Here is a 15,822-nt window from a genome sequence, read left to right as displayed (position 1 = left end):
CCGCGGCCGCCGGGTCACGACGCCACCACGGCCGCACCCTCCGTGACACGGACCGCGGCGGCACCGTGCTGGCGCGCCCGCCGCAGCCACCGCCGGTCGTGCGAGACCGTGACGACCGCGGCCGGGTGGTCGTCGAGCGCCCGCTCCAGCTGCTCGACCAGCTCCGGGTCGAGGTGGTTGGTCGGCTCGTCGAGCAGCAGCACGTCGAACGTGGAGGCCAGCGCGACCGCGAGGTCGAGCCGCCGCCGCTGCCCGACCGACAGGGCCCGCGCCGGGCGCTCGATCTCGTCCTCGCGGAACAGGCCGTGGGCGAGCAGAGCCGCACGGGCATCGCTCGGGGGCACCGCCGCCCGTCGCGCGAACACCTCCACCGCGGAGCCCCGTGCGGCCGCCCCCACGTCTTGCCGCAGCCGGGCGACACGGAGTCCCGGGCGCCGATCGATCGAACCCGATGCGGCGCTCAGCTCGCCCGCGAGGAGGTCGAGCAGCGTGGTCTTGCCTGCCCCGTTCGGACCGGTCACGAGCCAGCGGTCACCCGGCGCCACGGTCCACGCGGTCACGGTGAGCCGGCGGCCCGGCTCCTGGAACACGACATCGTGCAGCGTGACGAGGGCGTCGTCCTCGCCGGACGAATCCGCGTCCGGAGCCGGGCCGTCCGGCAGCACGAACCGCAGCGGCTCGGGTGGGGGTGGCGCCGGATCCTCCCGCAGCCGAGACAGTCGCTCCTTCGCCATGCGGATGCGCCCGACCGCGCCGTGGTCGCGGCTACGGGCGCGGAAGGCGCCGTGACCGAAGCCGTCGAGCTCGAGCTTGCGCGGGATCGCGTCCAGGCGGAACGCGTTCGTCGCGAGCAGCTCCTCGGTGCGGGCCACCTCGGCCTTCCACGCCTCGTGTCGCTCCGCGAGTCGTCGTCGCTCGGTCTCCCGCGCCCGCAGGAACCCCGGGTAGCCGTCGCCGTAGCGGCGGATGCCGCCGTCGCTCACATGCACGACCGCGGTTGCGAAGCGGTCGAGGAAGTCGCGGTCGTGGGTCACCACGACCAGGGCCCCGCGGTGCGCGGCGATCCGCTCCTCGACCCAGGCGAGCGCGTGCTCGTCGAGATCGTTGGTCGGCTCGTCGAGCAGCAGCAGCTCGGCGCGGGAGGACAGTGCCACCGCGAGCGCGAGCCGGGCACGTTCCCCGCCGGACAGCGCGGCCACGGGACGCGTGCGGTCCAGGGTTCCGACGCCGAGCTGGTCGAGCGCGACGTCGATGCGGTGGTCGACGTCATAGCCGGCCCTGGTCTCGAAACGGTCCTGCAGGTCGGATACGGCTGCCAGGCGCTGCGCCTGCTCGGCGGGAAGGGCCGAGGCGAGCTGCTCGTAGGCCCGCGCGAGCTCGCGTTCCAGCGCGCGCAGGTCGCCCAGCAGGTCGTCGATCGCCGCGGAGACCGTCGCCCCCGGCGGGAACTCCGGATTCTGGAGGGCGTGGGCCACACCGCCCGGGAGGTGCAGCCGCGCCTCCCCGGCGGTCGGTGCGAGCGTTCCGGCAAGCAGCTCGAGCAGTGTGGACTTGCCGGCGCCGTTGTCGCCGATGATCGCCAGACGATCCGCGGGACCGACGACGAGATCGATCCCGTCGAGCACCCGGTGCGCGGCGAAGCGCACGCCGGCCGCGCGCAGTTCGCACACGCGGTGCGGACGGATCGCCGGGACGGTGGAGGGAGAAGGGGAAGGGAGTACAGGGAACATGAGGGGTCCTCGCTGCGGTGCGGACGGCACCGCGGAAACGCGTCGGACGACGCAGGGGAAACGGACCTCGATCGCGTCACAAGAGGACACGTTCGCTCAGGACCCACCGCGGAGAAGACGTCTCGACGCAGTGTCCCGATCTAGCGAATCAGAGTACCCACGGAGAGAGACCGTAGCAGCCTCGGGCTCCCGGCGCCAGGGTCGGCACGCGATCGCCCCCGCGCGTGGGGGCGCGGGGGCGATCGTGGCAGGGGTCAGCGCGGGTCGGCGAAGAAGACCCGGAGGTCGGCGGCGAGCAGATCGGGGCGCTCCAGCGCGGCGGAGTGCCCGCCCTCGTCGAAACGGCTCCAGTGCACGATGTTGTCGTTGTCGCGCTCGGCGAAGACCCGGATGGTCTGGAAGTCGTCCGCGAACACCGCGACCCCGGTCCGCGCGTGGTTGACCTGCGGCTCGGCCTCGGCGCGCGCGTTCTCCAGGTAACTGCGGCTCATGCCCGAGGCGGCGTTCGCGAACCAGTTCACGCTCGCCTCCAGCAGGATGCTCTCGAGCGGCACGAGCGAGGTGCCGTTGCCGAAGGAGGTGAACAGCTCACTGTAGGCGAGGAGCCCGACCGGGGAATCGCTGAGGCCCACCGCGACGGTCTGCGGACGGGAGGCGTTCATCGCGTTGTAGCCGCCCACCGACTGGAACCACTGCATGTGCTCCAGTCCCGCGTAGTCATGCGGCTCGAGCTTCTCGAACTCCGCGGGGTCGCCCGAAGGGAACGAGAACAGCTGCAGCACGTGCAACCCGAGGAAGCCCTCCGGCGCCAGCAGCCCGAGCTCGCGCGCGACCATCGCGCCGTTGTCGGAGCCGTGGATGCCGTAGCTGTCGTACCCGAGGCCGCGCATGAGCCGGTCGTACGCGGCGGCGACCTTCCCCACCGTCCACCCGGCGGAGGCGAGCGGCTGCGAGAAACCGTAGCCGGGGGCATCCGGGATCACGAGGTGGAACGCCTCCTCCGCGCGACCGCCGTGCGCCTCGGGGTCGGTGAGCCGGTCGATGAGGTCGAGGTAGTCGACGGAGGAACCGGGGTAGGTGTGTGCGAGCAGCAGCGGGGTCGCGTTCTCGTGCCGCGAGCGGATGTGGAGGAAGCGGATCGTCTGGCCGTCGATCTCGGTGGTGAACTGCGGGTGGGCGTTGAGCCGCTCCTGCGCGGCAGCCCAGTCAAACTCCTGCCACGCGGTCAGCGCCTCGCGCAGGAAGTGGTTCGGGGTGCCGGCGTCCCAGTCGTCGACGGGCGCGGTGCGGGGCAGGCGCGTGCGGGCGAGGCGGTCGCGGAGGTCGGCGACCTCGGCGTCGGAGACGTCGACGGAGAAGGGGCGGAAGGCGAGGGTCGTGGTGTTCATGTCTCCGACGATAGAAGCCCATTAGGCTGGATACGTTCCTAATTATTCGGCGACTTTCGGAGGCCTCATGGCGGACCCGACCGCACGGCTCCTGGCGCTGCTCGCCCTGCTGCAGACGGGTTCGGAGCGATCCGGCAGCGAGCTCGCGCAGCGGCTCGGCGTCTCACCCCGCACCGTGCGCCACGACGTCGAGCGCCTCCGCGAACTCGGATACCCGGTCGACGCCCGTCGCGGCTCCACCGGCGGCTACCGGCTCGGGGCGGGCGGCAAGCTCCCCCCGCTGCTGCTCGACGACGAGGAGGCGGTGGCGGTGACCGTCGGCCTGCGCGCCGCCGCCGGCATCGCGGGCATCGCCGACTCCGGCGCGAGAGCGCTCGCCAAGCTCGAACAGGTCCTCCCCTCGCACCTGCGCCCCACCGTCGACGCACTGCGCACGAGCGTCGACCGCGCGCCGGAGAACAACGACACCGACGCGCCAGACCCGGAGGTCGACGCCGCCGTGCTGCGGGCCGTCGCGGGAGCGATCCGCGACCAGGAGTGGCTGCGCTTCGGCTACGACGGCCGCCCCGTGCTGGTCGAGCCGTACCGCCTGCTCACCTGGGTGCGACGCTGGTACCTCGTGGCCCGCGACCCGCAGACGAGCGAATGGGGCACGTACCGCGTGGACTGGATGGAGCTGCGGATGCCGACGCGCCGCCGCTTCGACCCGCAGCCGTTGCCCGGGGGCGACTACACCGCGTTCGCCATGCGCACCATCGCCGTGAGCGGCTGGCAGGTGCACGCGCGACTGCGCATCGACGCGCCCGCCGAGGCCGTGCTCGACCGCATCCACGCCGCGGTCGGCGTGGTCGAGCCGGTCGACGAGGAACACTGCATCCTCGTCACCGGCGCCGACAGCCTCGACACGATCGCGGCCTACATCGGGATGCTGATGATGGACTTCACGGTCGAGTCGCCGCCCGAACTGCTGCCCCGACTCCAGCTGCTGTCGGAGCGGTATGCCAGGGCCGTCGCGGGCTCCTGACCCGGGACTCAGGCCCCGCGCAGGCGCTCCGCGAGGTACGCGTGCAGGCCGTCGATCGGCACCCGCTCCTGCGCCATCGTGTCGCGGTCGCGCACCGTGACAGCCCGGTCGTCGAGCGAGTCGAAGTCGACCGTCACGCAGAACGGGGTGCCGATCTCGTCCTGACGACGGTAGCGGCGACCGATCGCGCCGGCGTCGTCGAAGTCCACGGCCCACGAGCCGCGCAGGGTGTCGGCCACCTCGCGCGCGAGCGGCGACAGGTTCTCGTTGCGGCTGAGCGGCAGCACCGCGGCCTTGACGGGAGCCAGACGCGGGTCGAGCTTGAGCACCGTGCGGGTGTCGGTGCCGCCCTTGGCGTTGGGCACCTGCTCCTCCACGTACGCGTCGACGAGGAACGCCATCATGGCCCGCGTGAGGCCGAACGACGGCTCGATCACGTACGGCGTGTAGCGCTCGCCCGTCGCCTGGTCGAAGTAGGTCAGGCTCTGGCCGGACGCCTCGCTGTGACTGGAGAGGTCGTAGTCGGTGCGGTTGGCGACGCCCATGAGCTCGCCCCACTCCTTGCCCGCGAAACCGAAGCGGTACTCCACGTCGATCGTGCCGGCGGAGTAGTGCGCGCGGTCCTCCTCGGGCACGTCGAACTGCCGCATGTTCTCCGGGTCGATGCCGAGGTCGATGAACCAGTTCCAGCACGCCTCGACCCAGTGGTCGAACCACTGCGGGGCCTCGGCGGGCGGCGTGAAGAACTCGATCTCCATCTGCTCGAACTCGCGCGTGCGGAAGATGAAGTTGCCGGGGGTGATCTCGTTGCGGAACGCCTTGCCGACCTGGCCGATGCCGAACGGCGGCTTCTTGCGGCTCGCGGTGAGCACGTTGGAGAAGTTGACGAAGATGCCCTGCGCGGTCTCGGGACGCAGGTAGTACAGGCCGGACTCGTCATCGACCACGCCGAGGTACGTCTTCACCAGACCGGAGAACGCCTTGGGCTCGGTGTACTGGCCCTTGGTGCCGCAGTTCGGGCACGGGATGTCGGCGAGACCGTTCTCGGCCTTGCGGCCCTTGCGCGCCTCGAAGTCCTCGATCAGGTTGTCGGCGCGGAAGCGCTTGTGGCACTGCAGGCACTCCACCAGCGGGTCGGTGAAGGTGGCGACGTGACCCGACGCCTCCCACACGCGCTTGGGCAGGATGATGCTGGAGTCGAGGCCGACCATGTCGCCACGGCCGCGCACGAACGTCTGCCACCACTGGCGACGGATGTTCTCCTTGAGCTCGGTGCCGAGGGGTCCGTAGTCCCAAGCCGACCGGGAACCGCCGTAGATCTCACCCGCCTGGAACACGAACCCGCGGTGGCGGGCGAGGGCGATGACCTTGTCAAGACGGGACTGTTCGGCCACGGTGGCTCCAATGGTCGGATGCGGAGAACGCCCGTGAGCACGGGCATCCCCATTCTATCGGTGGTCGCAGCGCGCCCCCTGGCCGCGGTCGCCGCCGGAGAGTACCGTCCCACGCATGAGCACCACCGAGCGACAGCCCGCTTCCCGCGACGAGGACACCCGCTTCTTCGGGCAGCCCTGGCCCCTCGTGCACGTCTTCGGCGTCGAGATGTGGGAGCGCTTCAGCTTCTACGGCATGCAGGGCATCCTGCTCATCTACCTCTACCACTCGGTCACGCAGGGCGGTCTCGGTCTGCCCGAGGCCGCGGCCGGCGGGATCCTCGGCGCGTACGGCGGCTCGGTCTACCTCGCGACGATCCTCGGCGCCTGGCTCGCCGACCGGCTGTTCGGCTCGGAGCGCGTGCTGTTCGTGAGCGCGATGGTGATCGTCGCCGGGCACCTCGCGCTCGCCCTGCTGCCGGGCTTCGTGGGCGTCGGGGTCGGACTCGTGCTCGTGGCGCTCGGCTCCGGCGGCCTCAAGGCCAACGCGACCGCCGTCGTCGGCACCCTCTACACCCCGGACGACGTGCGCCGCGACGCCGGGTTCTCGCTGTTCTACCTGGGCATCAACCTCGGCGCCTTCCTCGGGCCGATCCTCACCGGTCTGCTCCAGTCCACGCTCGGGTTCCACTGGGGCTTCGGACTCGCCGCGCTCGGGATGACGCTCGGCCTCGTGCAGTACGCGTTCGGACGGCGCGGGCTCCCGGACACGGCGCGCGAGGTGCCCAACCCCCTGCCCCGCTCGCGCTACCCGCTGGTGGGGATCATCGCGGGCGGCGCCGTGCTCGTCATCGCCGTGTGCGTGCTCACCGGGCTGGTCCACGCCGACAACCTCGCACTCATCGTGATCATCGGCACGATCGTCGCGGCGATCGCCTACTTCGCGGTCATCCTGTCCAGCCACCGCATCGACGCCACCGAGCGCTCGCGCGTCTGGAGCTTCGTCCCGCTGTTCCTCACCAGCGTGGCGTTCTGGTCGCTGTACCAGCAGCAGTTCACCGTGCTGACCGTCTACTCCGACAAGCGCCTGGACCGGAACCTGTTCGGGTGGGAGATGCCGGTGTCGTGGGTGCAGTCCATCAACCCGGTGTTCATCATCATCCTGTCGGGCGTCTTCGCCGCGATCTGGACCAAGCTCGGCACCCGGCAGCCGTCGACGCCGGTGAAGTTCGGGCTCGCCGCCATCATCATGGGCGCGGCGTTCCTGCTGTTCCTGCCGTTCTCCGGGGGCGGCGAGAACTCCACGCCGCTGCTGGCGATCGTCGGCATCCTCTTCGTGTTCACGGTCGCCGAGCTGCTGCTGTCCCCCGTCGGGCTCTCCGCCTCGACCAAGCTCGCCCCCGCGGTGTTCCACACGCAGATGGTGGCGCTGTTCTTCCTGTCGGTGGCGCTGGGCACGGCGATCGCCGGGTGGCTCGTGCAGTTCTACGACCCCGAGAACGAGGTGCCGTTCTTCTCGATCCTCGGCGGGATCGCGATCCTCGTCGGCGTCGGGATGCTGCTGAGCGTGAAGCCTGTGCTGCGCCTCATGCGCGGCGTGCGCTGAACCGCGCCGTCACCCCGCGAGGGGCTCAGGCGGTGAACAGGTAGCCGCGCCCCGACTCGAAACCGGCGATCCGCAGACCGCTGCCGAGCAGACCCTCCATCTGCGCGCGCAGCCGCAGCCGCCACTCGTGCGCGGCCGCCGGGTCGGAGACCCGCATCGCCTCGATGTCGTCCGGGATCTCCAGGGTCTCCACGACGTCGCCGTCGGCCGGGGGCTTGGCGATGTCGGCCAGCGCCCACTCGACATCGAGCCGGTCGCTTTCGTCGCCCGCGTCACCGCCGCCGAAGATGCCGTAGCGGTTCACGGAGTAGCCGGTGGCGCGGGCCCCGAGCACCGAGAAGAAGAAGTGCGCGTTGCGGGCCACGAGCGGGTCGAACACCCACGTGATGCGGCCGACGTCGCGCGAGAAGGCCCACTGCCGCTGGTGCTCCTTCAGCTCGCGACCCCAGCCGCGGCCGCGGTACTCCGGCAGCAGCGCCGTGATGTGCGAGTGCATCGCCCGGCGGGCCGGTTCGCCGAAGAACGCGATGGACGCACCGACCATGCGCTCCTCATCGCCCTCGCCGTCGAAGAACCCGACGACGTAGTTGCCCGACTGCTGCAGGGCGCGGAGGGTGCCGGCATCGACCACGCGCTGCGGACCCCGGATGGAGTCGAGCAGGCCCTGCGCGTCGAGGATGAGTTCAACGGTGTCGAGGTCACGGATGGTACGCACGGCTCCAGTCTGCCCCTCCACGGCGGGTTCGCGGAAACCCGGGCGGGCCTCAGCGGTACGGGAACGCCTCTCCCCCGCCCGCGGCGAGCGCATCGGCGACGATGCGGAGGTGCTCCGACGCCATCTCGGGCGGCAGCGGGGGCAGGATCTCGTCCCAGAACGCGAGCACCGCGCCGCGCCCCTGCATCATGCCGGCGGGGCGCCCCATCGCCCACATGTGGAAGTGCGCGGAACCATCGTTCCAGCGTCCGAAGTGACAGCGGGCGACCCCGGGGACGCTCTTCACCGCCTGCGACACCCGCTGCAGCAGCGGGCCCAGCGCCGCGAGCACGTCATGCGGGGCGTCCTCGAGCAGCCAGTGCTCGCGCGGGGCGACGCCGCCGATGAACGGCAGGCCGCCGACGTCCCAGCCGGCGCGCACCTGCCAGAGGTCGTCGTGCCAGATCGTGTGCGGGCTCGGACCGCAGTGCCCGCACTCGCGCGGGTCGAGCTCCCCCGCCCTCGGCTCCTCCGGCACCAGCATCGGCTCGAGCGGTCGCATCGTCACCGTCTCGAAGGCCCACGGCATACCGTCGGCGATCGCCGAGGCGTCGAGCACCTCTCCGATCGGCAGTCGGCGGTGGAACGGGGAATCGGCCGGGTGCTGCGTGGGTGGGGCGTCGTCGCTCATCCGTTCATGCAACCACGGCACTGTCCACCCGGTCACACGGCGCGCAGGGCATCGCGGTCGAGCTGCGCGACCGCGGTCAGCCCGGCGAGGCCGAGGGTGATGTCGAGCTCGGCGAGCACGTTCCGCACCACCTCGCGCACCCCCTGCTCGCCCGCGATGCCGAGGCCGTACGCGTACGGCCGGCCGAGCGCGACCACCGTGGCGCCGAGCGCGAGGGCGATCGCGACATCGGCGCCGCCGCGCACCCCGGAGTCGAACACGATCGGCACCCGCCCGGCCACCCGCTCCGCGATCGTCGGCAGCACGTCGAGGGTGGGCACGGACCGGTCGATCTGGCGTCCGCCGTGGTTGGAGATCCAGATGCCGTCCACGCTCGCGTCCAGCGCGCGCTGCGCATCGTCCGGGTGCACGATGCCCTTGAGGATGATCGGCAGCGTGGTCCACTCGCGCGCCTTCGCGAGGTCGTCCCACGTGAGCGCGGGGGTGGAGAACACGTCGAGGAACGTCTCGACGGCCGCCCGCGGCAACGGCGAGCGCAGGTTGTCGCGCAGGCGTCCGCCCTCGGTGAGGGCCGCGCCCTTCCTGGCGATGCTGAGCGCGGCGGCGACCGCCGTCGGGGTGACCTTCACCGCGGAGGCATCGCTCTTCGGGGCGGCCGCCCGCTGTCGCACGAGCTCGCGGAACACGGGATCGCTGGTGTACTGCGCGATGCCCAGGCCCCGGGTGAACGGCAGGTAGGCGAGGTCGAGGTCCCGGGTGCGCCACCCCAGCAGGTGCGTGTCGAGCGTGACGACGATCGCCTCGCAGCCGGACGCCGCGGCGCGGGCGAGCAGGGAACGGTTCAGGTCGTCCGACGACGACCAGTACAGCTGGAACAGCCGTGACCCGGACGGCGCGGCGGCCGCCACGTGCTCCATCGGGAGCGACGCCTGGTTCGACAGCGTGTACGGGACGCCGAGGGAAGCGGCGGCGCGGGCGACCGCACGGTCGGCGTCGGGGTGCGCGAGCTCCATGACCCCGAGCGGCGCGAGGATCAGCGGGCTCGTCCGTCGTGTCCCGAGGAACTCGACGCCGAGGTCGCGTTCGCTGACGTCGCGCAGCGGCCGCGGCCAGACCTGCCACCGATCGAACGCCGCCCGGTTCGCCGTCACCGTGTGCTCCGCTCCCGCACCCCCGGCGATGTACGCGAAGGCCTCGGCGCTCAGCGTCTTCCGCGCCGCCTCCTCCAGCGCGGCCGGAGCGACCGGGACGGCCGGTCGGGTGCCGCTGATCCCGGCGCGATAGATGTCGGACTGGGTACGCCGGGAGATGCCGCGGTGGGCGGCGGGATCGTCCGGAGCGACGCTGCTCGTGACCATGACCACATGCTAGCCACGGCCGAACGGCCCCGCACCGCGCACGGGCCGATAGCCTGGGCCGGTGGGTGCGAGCGACGACAGAGCCAGGAAGCGCCTCTCCCGCACCCCGCCCCGGTGGGCGATCATCGCGGTGCTGGCCTTCGCGGGGCTGTGTTCGTCGTTCATGTTCACGCTCGTCGTGCCGCTGCAGGCCGAGTTGCCGCAGCTGCTGAACGCCTCGCGCGAAGACACCACGTGGGTCGTCACGATCACGCTGCTCGTCGCCGCCGTCGCCACCCCGATCTCGGGCCGCCTCGGCGACATGTACGGCAAGCGCCGCGTGGTCATCGTGCTGCTCGCGATCCTGATCCTCGGCTCCGTGATCGCCGCCGTGTCCGGCTCGATCGTCGGCGTGATCATCGGCCGCGCCCTGCAGGGCGCCGTGACGGGCGTGGTGCCGCTGGGCATCGCGATCATGCGCGACGTGCTCCCGCCCGAGCGCCTGGGCACCGCGGTCGCCCTCATGAGCGCGACCATGGGCGTCGGCGGCGCGATCGGCATGCCCGTGGCTGCCCTGCTCGCCGAGAACGCCGACTGGCACATGCTCTTCTGGCTCGCCGCAGCGCTCGGCGTCGCCGGACTCGCGCTCGTGCTCGCGGTCGTGCCGGAAGACGTGCTCCGCTCCCCCGGTCGGCTCGACGTGCTCGGCGCCGTCGGCCTCGCGATCGGCCTCACCGGGCTGCTGCTCTTCGTGTCGCGCGGCGCCGAGTGGGGCTGGACGTCGCCCGTGACCCTCGCGTGCGTGATCGGCGGCGTCGCCGTGCTGCTGGTGTGGGGCTGGTACCAGCTCAGGACGAGGGATCCGCTGCTCGACCTGCGCGTGGCCGCGCGGCCCGCCGTGCTGTTCACCAACATCGCCGCGATCGGGATGGGCTTCGCCCTGTTCGCGTCGAACGTCACGTTCCCGCAGATGCTGGAGATGCCAGTGGTCGGCGGCGGCTTCGGGCTCGACATGGTCGCGGCCTCGCTCGTGATCATGCCGGCCGGCCTGGTGATGATGGTGATCTCTCCGCTGTCCGGCTGGCTGGAGCGCACCGTCGGACCGCGCCCCCTGTTCACCGTGGGCGCGATCGCGATCGTGCTCGCCTACGTGTTCGTGCTGCTGTGGTCCACGGCCGTGTGGCACGTGTTCGTCGCGAACATCTTCATCGGCATCGGCATCGGGTTCACGTTCGCCGCGATGCCCATGATCATCATGCGCTCGGTGCCGGCGAACGAGACCGGCGCCTCGAACGGGCTCAACGCGCTGTTCCGCTCGGTGGGCACCTCGACCGCCTCGGCCGTGATGGGCGGGGTCCTCGCCGCCATGAGCGTCGACGTCGACGGGGTGGCCGTCCCCACGCGCAGCGCGTTCGAGGTGTGCTTCTGGCTCGCGATCGCGGCCGGGGTGCTCGCGGTCGTGCTGTCGCTGTTCATCCCGCGGCGCCGCGCCGCCGAGCAGCATCCGTCGCTGCCCGAGTGACGCCCTCGGCGCGACGAGTCAGTGGGTGTACTCCATGAGCTCGACGCCCAGCACACGGAACGCGTCGTGCGCGAGCCTCTCCAGTCTGTGCGCTGCGTGCGGGCCGGATCAATGGCGAATGCGACCCGATTGAGACCAGAGGACGTAGGTCACAACCCAGAATCCGGCATCGATTGCGAGCACGGACAGCAACTCGATCGATGCAGCCCAGAGCCCTACCGCAACGAAGAATCCCTGAAGGACGACGATCGGTGCGATGACAAGTGTCGCGAACAGCGCCGGCCTCATTCGTCTCCGTTTCATCGCTGGCAACTGAATCCAGTCGGCCCGACCAGCGGATAGATCCTCATCTGTCGGTTGTACGGGCATACCCCATTGGCGACGATGATTCCCACGATCATTGCGATCACAGCGGCACCGACGCCGCAACCGACACCGGCGGTGGTCGGCGCGAGCAGCGCACAGATCGCTGCGACCAACGCACCAGATGCGCCGGTCACCATTGCCTGTTGCTCGGCTTTCGTGAGCTGGATGTACGGCCAGGGGTCAGCACCGCCAACCACCGCCGCCCTCATGAGGCCGCGGACCGCACTTCCCGCGGCCAGAGCCGTCGGAAAGACGATGGTCATCCCGGGCGCGAGCTCATAGGTGGAGACGACGCCATTGCGATCGATCTCCACCGACGAGGGTGCGTTCGTTTCTCGGAGTCCGTCGCGCAACTCTGCAAATGCCTCACTCAGTTCGGCGGGGCTTGCGCCAGCCTCTCCCAGAGACACAACCGCGAGGAACGCCTGCCCTTCGTCGCTGTTCAAGACCTCGCTCGGCACTGCAGCGAGATCAAACCGGTGCGCGTCGTGGTCGTAGGCGGCCACGAGTTGATTGATCCGCGATACAAGCGCATTGATCGATGCGTCCCCGCCCACCGCTCCTGCGGGAGGGGCACCTGCGACGCTACCGCTCGTTTTCGGCGTCGCCGCCACGTCTTCTCGCGCGCTGGCGGGCGACACCGTCGCGAGTGCCGTGCAAAGTACGACGGCAGCGCCGAGGAACATCTGCAAACCCCGCCTCATTGGTCGACCTTCCCGCTCGATCCCGGGACCCCGAAATCCGTTGAGCGCATGCTGATCTCCTTGAACTCTTCGGGCGCACCCGCATCGAGTTTGGACGAAGGGTGAGCTCAGTGGACATGTAGAGTGTTACATGTCATGCGTCACATTTCTGTCCACCTTTCGGAGGACATGAGTGGCTGGTTCGTCGAGAGCTGCCCTGCCGGTCGCGTCAGTGGGTGTACTCCATGAGCTCGACGCCCAGCACACGGAAAGCGTCGTGCGCACGCAGGCGGTGCGTGATCGACAGGTCGTCGAAGCACACGATGAGCGCGTAGCCGACGCCCGCGCGCGGTCCCGCCAGCACGCCCGCCTCGGCGCGGACACCGCGGTCGCGGCCGGTCTTGTTCACGAACAGCAGCCCGTGCGCGTCGTGGTCGTGCGCGAACGGGTCGAGCCCGGTCGCGGAAGCCACCAGACTCAGGTCCTGGTTGAGGCTCAGCCACTCGGCCACCTGCGCGCTCACCGCGGCGTCGACCACCTGGGAGTTGACGAGCGCGGAGAACAGCCCGGCGAACTCGCGCGCCGACCCCACCGCCACCTGCGGCGCGTCGTCGGGGCCCCGGCGGTCACGGAACCGGTCGAGCAGCGCGGTGCGGCGCAGGCCGAGCCCCTCGATGCGCTCGCGCACCCGGTCGTGCCCGACTTTCTCCAACAGGATGTTGACCGCGATGGGGTCGCCCGCGGTCGCGGCCAGCACCGCCAGATCTTCCAGCGGCAGCGCGGGAGCCCGCAGGTGCCGCCACAACCCGGACGACTCGACCGCGTCGACGCTCGCGCGCTCCACGATCTCGAGCGGGTCGAGCGCTCCGGACTCGAACGCCGCCGCGACCTCGATCAGCAGCGGGACGACCCCGAGGCCGCCGACGGGCATGGTGACGTGGTCGTCGCCCGCCAGGACATGCACGTGCGAGTCGAGGTCAACCACGTGCACCGACACCTGGGCGCCCGCATCGGCCAGGCCCTCGAGAGCCTTGAGCGTGGCCGTGAACGACCGGCGGCCGAGGGCGGCCCGACGGGGCAGACGACGGCTCGTGCGCTGCTGCGAACGGCGCCCGCTCGATGACGCGGACGCGCCTCCCATCGACTCGGGGACCGGGGAGTTCCGGAACCCGTCGCCAGGCTCGAGTGCGGCCACGCGTGATCCTTCGGGAGGGGGCTGATCGGCATGCCAAGGGAGTCGCTCCCCAGCGGCAGGGCTATCGTAACCCCACCGCCGGGGGACACCTCACAGCCTGAGGAGAATGGTCACCAGATGGTCACCCGCGACGCCTCGGGCAGCCACAGGGCATCGTCCGGCGTCACGTCGAAGGCCTCGTAGAACGCGTCGATGTTGCGCACGATCTGGTTGCAACGGAACTCGTTGGGCGAGTGCGGGTCGATCGTGAGCAGCCGCAGCGTCTCCGCCTCCCGGCTCTTCTGCTGCCAGACCTGCGCCCACGACAGCAGCAGCCGCTGCACGCCCGTGTAGCCGTCGATGACCGGCGCCTCCTGCCCACCCAGCGACAGCTCGTACGCCTGGAGCGCGATGCCCAGACCGCCGAGGTCGCCGATGTTCTCGCCGATCGTGAGGGCGCCGTTCACGTGATGCTCCGCGTCCAGCCCCTCAGGGACGAGCTCGTCGTACTGGGCGATCAGCGCCTTGGTGCGCTCCTCGAACGCGGCACGGTCGGCGTCGGTCCACCAGTCCTGCAGACGTCCGTCGCCGTCGTAGCGGCTGCCCTGGTCGTCGAAGCCGTGACCGATCTCGTGTCCGATGACCGCGCCGATGCCGCCGTAGTTCGCGGCCGCGTCGCGACCCGCGTCGAAGAACGGATACTGCAGGATCGCGGCGGGGAAGACGATCTCGTTCATCGACGGGTTGTAGTACGCGTTGACCATCTGCGGCGGCATGTGCCACTCGGTGCGGTCGATGGGCCTGCCGACCTTGTCGATGTTGCGGTCGTGCTCGAAGGTCGCCGCGCGACGCACGTTGCCGAGCAGATCCTCGCGGTCGATCACGAGGCTGGAGTAGTCGCGCCACACCTCGGGGTGGCCGATCTTGGGCGTGAACGCGTCGAGCTTGGCGAGCGCACGCTGCCGGGTCTCCGCCGTCATCCACTCCAGCGTCTCGATGCTCTGCCGGTACGCCTCGATGAGGTTGCCGACGAGCTCGTCCATCGCGGCCTTCGCCGTCGGCGGGTAGTGCCGCTCGACGTACACCTTGCCGATCGCCTCGCCGAGCGCGCCCTCGGTGACCGAGACGCCGCGCTTCCAGCGCTCCCGGATCGTGGGGACGCCGGTGAGCTCGGTGCCGTAGAACGAGAAGTTCTCCAGCACCAGGTCGTCGGTCAGGTAGGGCGCGGCGGCGTGCACGACCTTGGCGCGCAGCCAGGCCTTCCAGTCGTCGAGGCGCTCGGCGGTGAGCAGCGCACCCAGCCCCTCGAAGAAGCTGGGCTGCGACACGACCACCTCGTCGAACGCGGAGGGGTTCGACGGCGTGACGGCCTCGCGCCACGGTGCGAGGTCGACGCCCGCGAGCTCCTGCAGCTCGTCCCAGGTCTTGAGGTTGTAGGTGGCGACCGCGTCGCGGCTGCGCACGTTGTCCCAGTGGTGGCCCGCGAGCTCGGTCTCCAGGGCGATGGAGCGTTCGGCCTGGTCCGCGGCGTCGGCGATGCCCGCCAGGGACAGCAGGCGCTCGAGGTGGGCGCGGTACGCGGCGCGCGTGTCGGCGAAGGTGTCGAGGCGGAAGTAGCTCTCGTCCGGCAGCGACAGCCCGGCCTGCACGAGCACCGGGATGTAGCGCTCCGGGTCTCCCGGGTCGCCGTCGACGTAGAGGCCGATCACCGCGGCGCGACCGTCACGGTCGTACGCCCCCACGGTGCGCAGGAAGCCGGGGATGTCGGCGATCGCGTCGATCTCGGCGAGGGTCTCCGCGAGCGGCTCGACCCCGGCGGCCGCGATGCGGTCGGTGTCCATGAAGCTCGCGAACAGGTCGCCGATCTTGCGGGCGAGCGTGCCCTCCTCGGCGTCCTGCGACTCCTCGATGATCGTGCGGACGTCTTTCTCCGCCTGCTCGGCCAGCAGGTGGAAGGAGCCCCAGCGCGCCTTGTCGCCGGGGATCTCGGTGCGGGAGATCCAGGCGCCGTTCACGTGACGGTACAGGTCGTCCTGCGGGCGGATGTCGGGGCTGAACTCGTCGAGGGCGAGGCCCACGGGAAGCGCGTCGGTCATGCGCTCCAGCCTATGACGGGGGTCCCCCACGGTGTCGAGGGCGGACACGCCCCGACACGGATCAGCGCGGCCGTCGCCCGAACAGCCGGCGACGCGGACGCGCGGGGGCGGCCTCTGCCGACGATGCGACCCCGCGGG

General features: G+C 70.9%; 12 protein-coding genes. 3 read left to right on the top strand and 9 right to left on the bottom strand.

Annotated elements, in window-relative coordinates; genetic code table 11:
• Positions 1 to 14 precede the first annotated feature (14 nt).
• Both DW309_RS16335 and DW309_RS16330 read right to left on the bottom strand, forming a co-directional pair.
• Positions 15 to 1,730: an ABC-F family ATP-binding cassette domain-containing protein gene (locus tag DW309_RS16335; RefSeq protein ID WP_136045967.1), complete on the bottom strand. Its 1,716-nt coding sequence runs from the start codon at positions 1,728 to 1,730 to the stop codon at positions 15 to 17.
• A 254-nt stretch (positions 1,731 to 1,984) separates the two neighbouring features.
• Positions 1,985 to 3,118: an epoxide hydrolase family protein gene (locus DW309_RS16330; RefSeq protein ID WP_136045966.1), complete on the bottom strand. Its 1,134-nt coding sequence runs from the start codon at positions 3,116 to 3,118 to the stop codon at positions 1,985 to 1,987.
• A gap of 67 nt (positions 3,119 to 3,185) precedes the next feature.
• Between DW309_RS16330 and DW309_RS16325 the strand changes: the two genes are divergently transcribed.
• A complete protein-coding gene (locus tag DW309_RS16325; RefSeq protein ID WP_136045965.1) occupies positions 3,186 to 4,142 on the top strand; it encodes a helix-turn-helix transcriptional regulator in 957 nt (318 codons plus the stop codon).
• An 8-nt stretch (positions 4,143 to 4,150) separates the two neighbouring features.
• Here DW309_RS16325 and DW309_RS16320 read toward each other — a convergent pair whose 3' ends face one another.
• Complete coding sequence (locus DW309_RS16320) at positions 4,151 to 5,536, bottom strand: glycine--tRNA ligase (RefSeq protein WP_136030756.1); 1,386 nt, start codon at positions 5,534 to 5,536, stop codon at positions 4,151 to 4,153.
• Between the two features lie 115 nt (positions 5,537 to 5,651).
• On the opposite strand from DW309_RS16320, the gene DW309_RS16315 reads away from it, so the two are divergent.
• Positions 5,652 to 7,121: a peptide MFS transporter gene (locus DW309_RS16315; RefSeq protein WP_136045964.1), complete on the top strand. Its 1,470-nt coding sequence runs from the start codon at positions 5,652 to 5,654 to the stop codon at positions 7,119 to 7,121.
• A gap of 25 nt (positions 7,122 to 7,146) precedes the next feature.
• Here the strand turns inward: DW309_RS16315 and DW309_RS16310 are convergent, their stop codons facing one another.
• Genes DW309_RS16310 through DW309_RS16300 form a run of 3 tightly spaced genes read right to left on the bottom strand, consistent with a single transcriptional unit; the run spans position 7,147 to position 9,864 of the window.
• A complete protein-coding gene (locus tag DW309_RS16310) occupies positions 7,147 to 7,836 on the bottom strand; it encodes a GNAT family N-acetyltransferase (RefSeq protein ID WP_136030761.1) in 690 nt (229 codons plus the stop codon).
• 49 nt (positions 7,837 to 7,885) lie between these two features.
• Positions 7,886 to 8,506, bottom strand: a complete 621-nt coding sequence (locus DW309_RS16305) for a hypothetical protein (protein ID WP_136045963.1) — start codon at positions 8,504 to 8,506, stop codon at positions 7,886 to 7,888.
• 32 nt (positions 8,507 to 8,538) lie between these two features.
• Positions 8,539 to 9,864 (bottom strand): alpha-hydroxy-acid oxidizing protein, encoded by a 1,326-nt coding sequence (locus DW309_RS16300; protein ID WP_136045962.1) that lies wholly within the window; start codon positions 9,862 to 9,864, stop codon positions 8,539 to 8,541.
• A gap of 61 nt (positions 9,865 to 9,925) precedes the next feature.
• Here DW309_RS16300 and DW309_RS16295 point away from each other — a divergent pair, with 61 nt between their 5' ends.
• The gene (locus DW309_RS16295; protein ID WP_136045961.1) at positions 9,926 to 11,365 is read left to right on the top strand and encodes an MFS transporter; all 1,440 of its coding nucleotides are present in this window, start codon (positions 9,926 to 9,928) and stop codon (positions 11,363 to 11,365) included.
• 299 nt (positions 11,366 to 11,664) lie between these two features.
• Here the strand turns inward: DW309_RS16295 and DW309_RS16290 are convergent, their stop codons facing one another.
• From DW309_RS16290 to DW309_RS16280, 3 genes are all read right to left on the bottom strand, one after another.
• Positions 11,665 to 12,423 carry a hypothetical protein gene (locus DW309_RS16290; RefSeq protein WP_136045960.1) on the bottom strand — a complete coding sequence of 253 codons (759 nt, stop codon included), beginning with the start codon at positions 12,421 to 12,423 and terminating at the stop codon, positions 11,665 to 11,667.
• A gap of 220 nt (positions 12,424 to 12,643) precedes the next feature.
• Positions 12,644 to 13,609, bottom strand: a complete 966-nt coding sequence (locus tag DW309_RS16285) for a serine hydrolase (RefSeq protein WP_136045959.1) — start codon at positions 13,607 to 13,609, stop codon at positions 12,644 to 12,646.
• Positions 13,610 to 13,719: 110 nt separating this feature from the next.
• On the bottom strand, positions 13,720 to 15,684 hold the full coding sequence (locus DW309_RS16280; RefSeq protein WP_136045958.1) for a M13 family metallopeptidase: 1,965 nt from the start codon (positions 15,682 to 15,684) through the stop codon (positions 13,720 to 13,722).
• Between the last annotated feature and the right edge of the window lie 138 nt (positions 15,685 to 15,822).

The organism is Microbacterium sp. K41, assembly GCF_004794395.1.
GTDB classification, from domain to species: Bacteria; Actinomycetota; Actinomycetes; order Actinomycetales; family Microbacteriaceae; genus Microbacterium; species Microbacterium sufflavum.
Note: the sequence above shows the minus strand (reverse complement) of the source record. Positions and strands in the feature narration are given on the sequence as shown.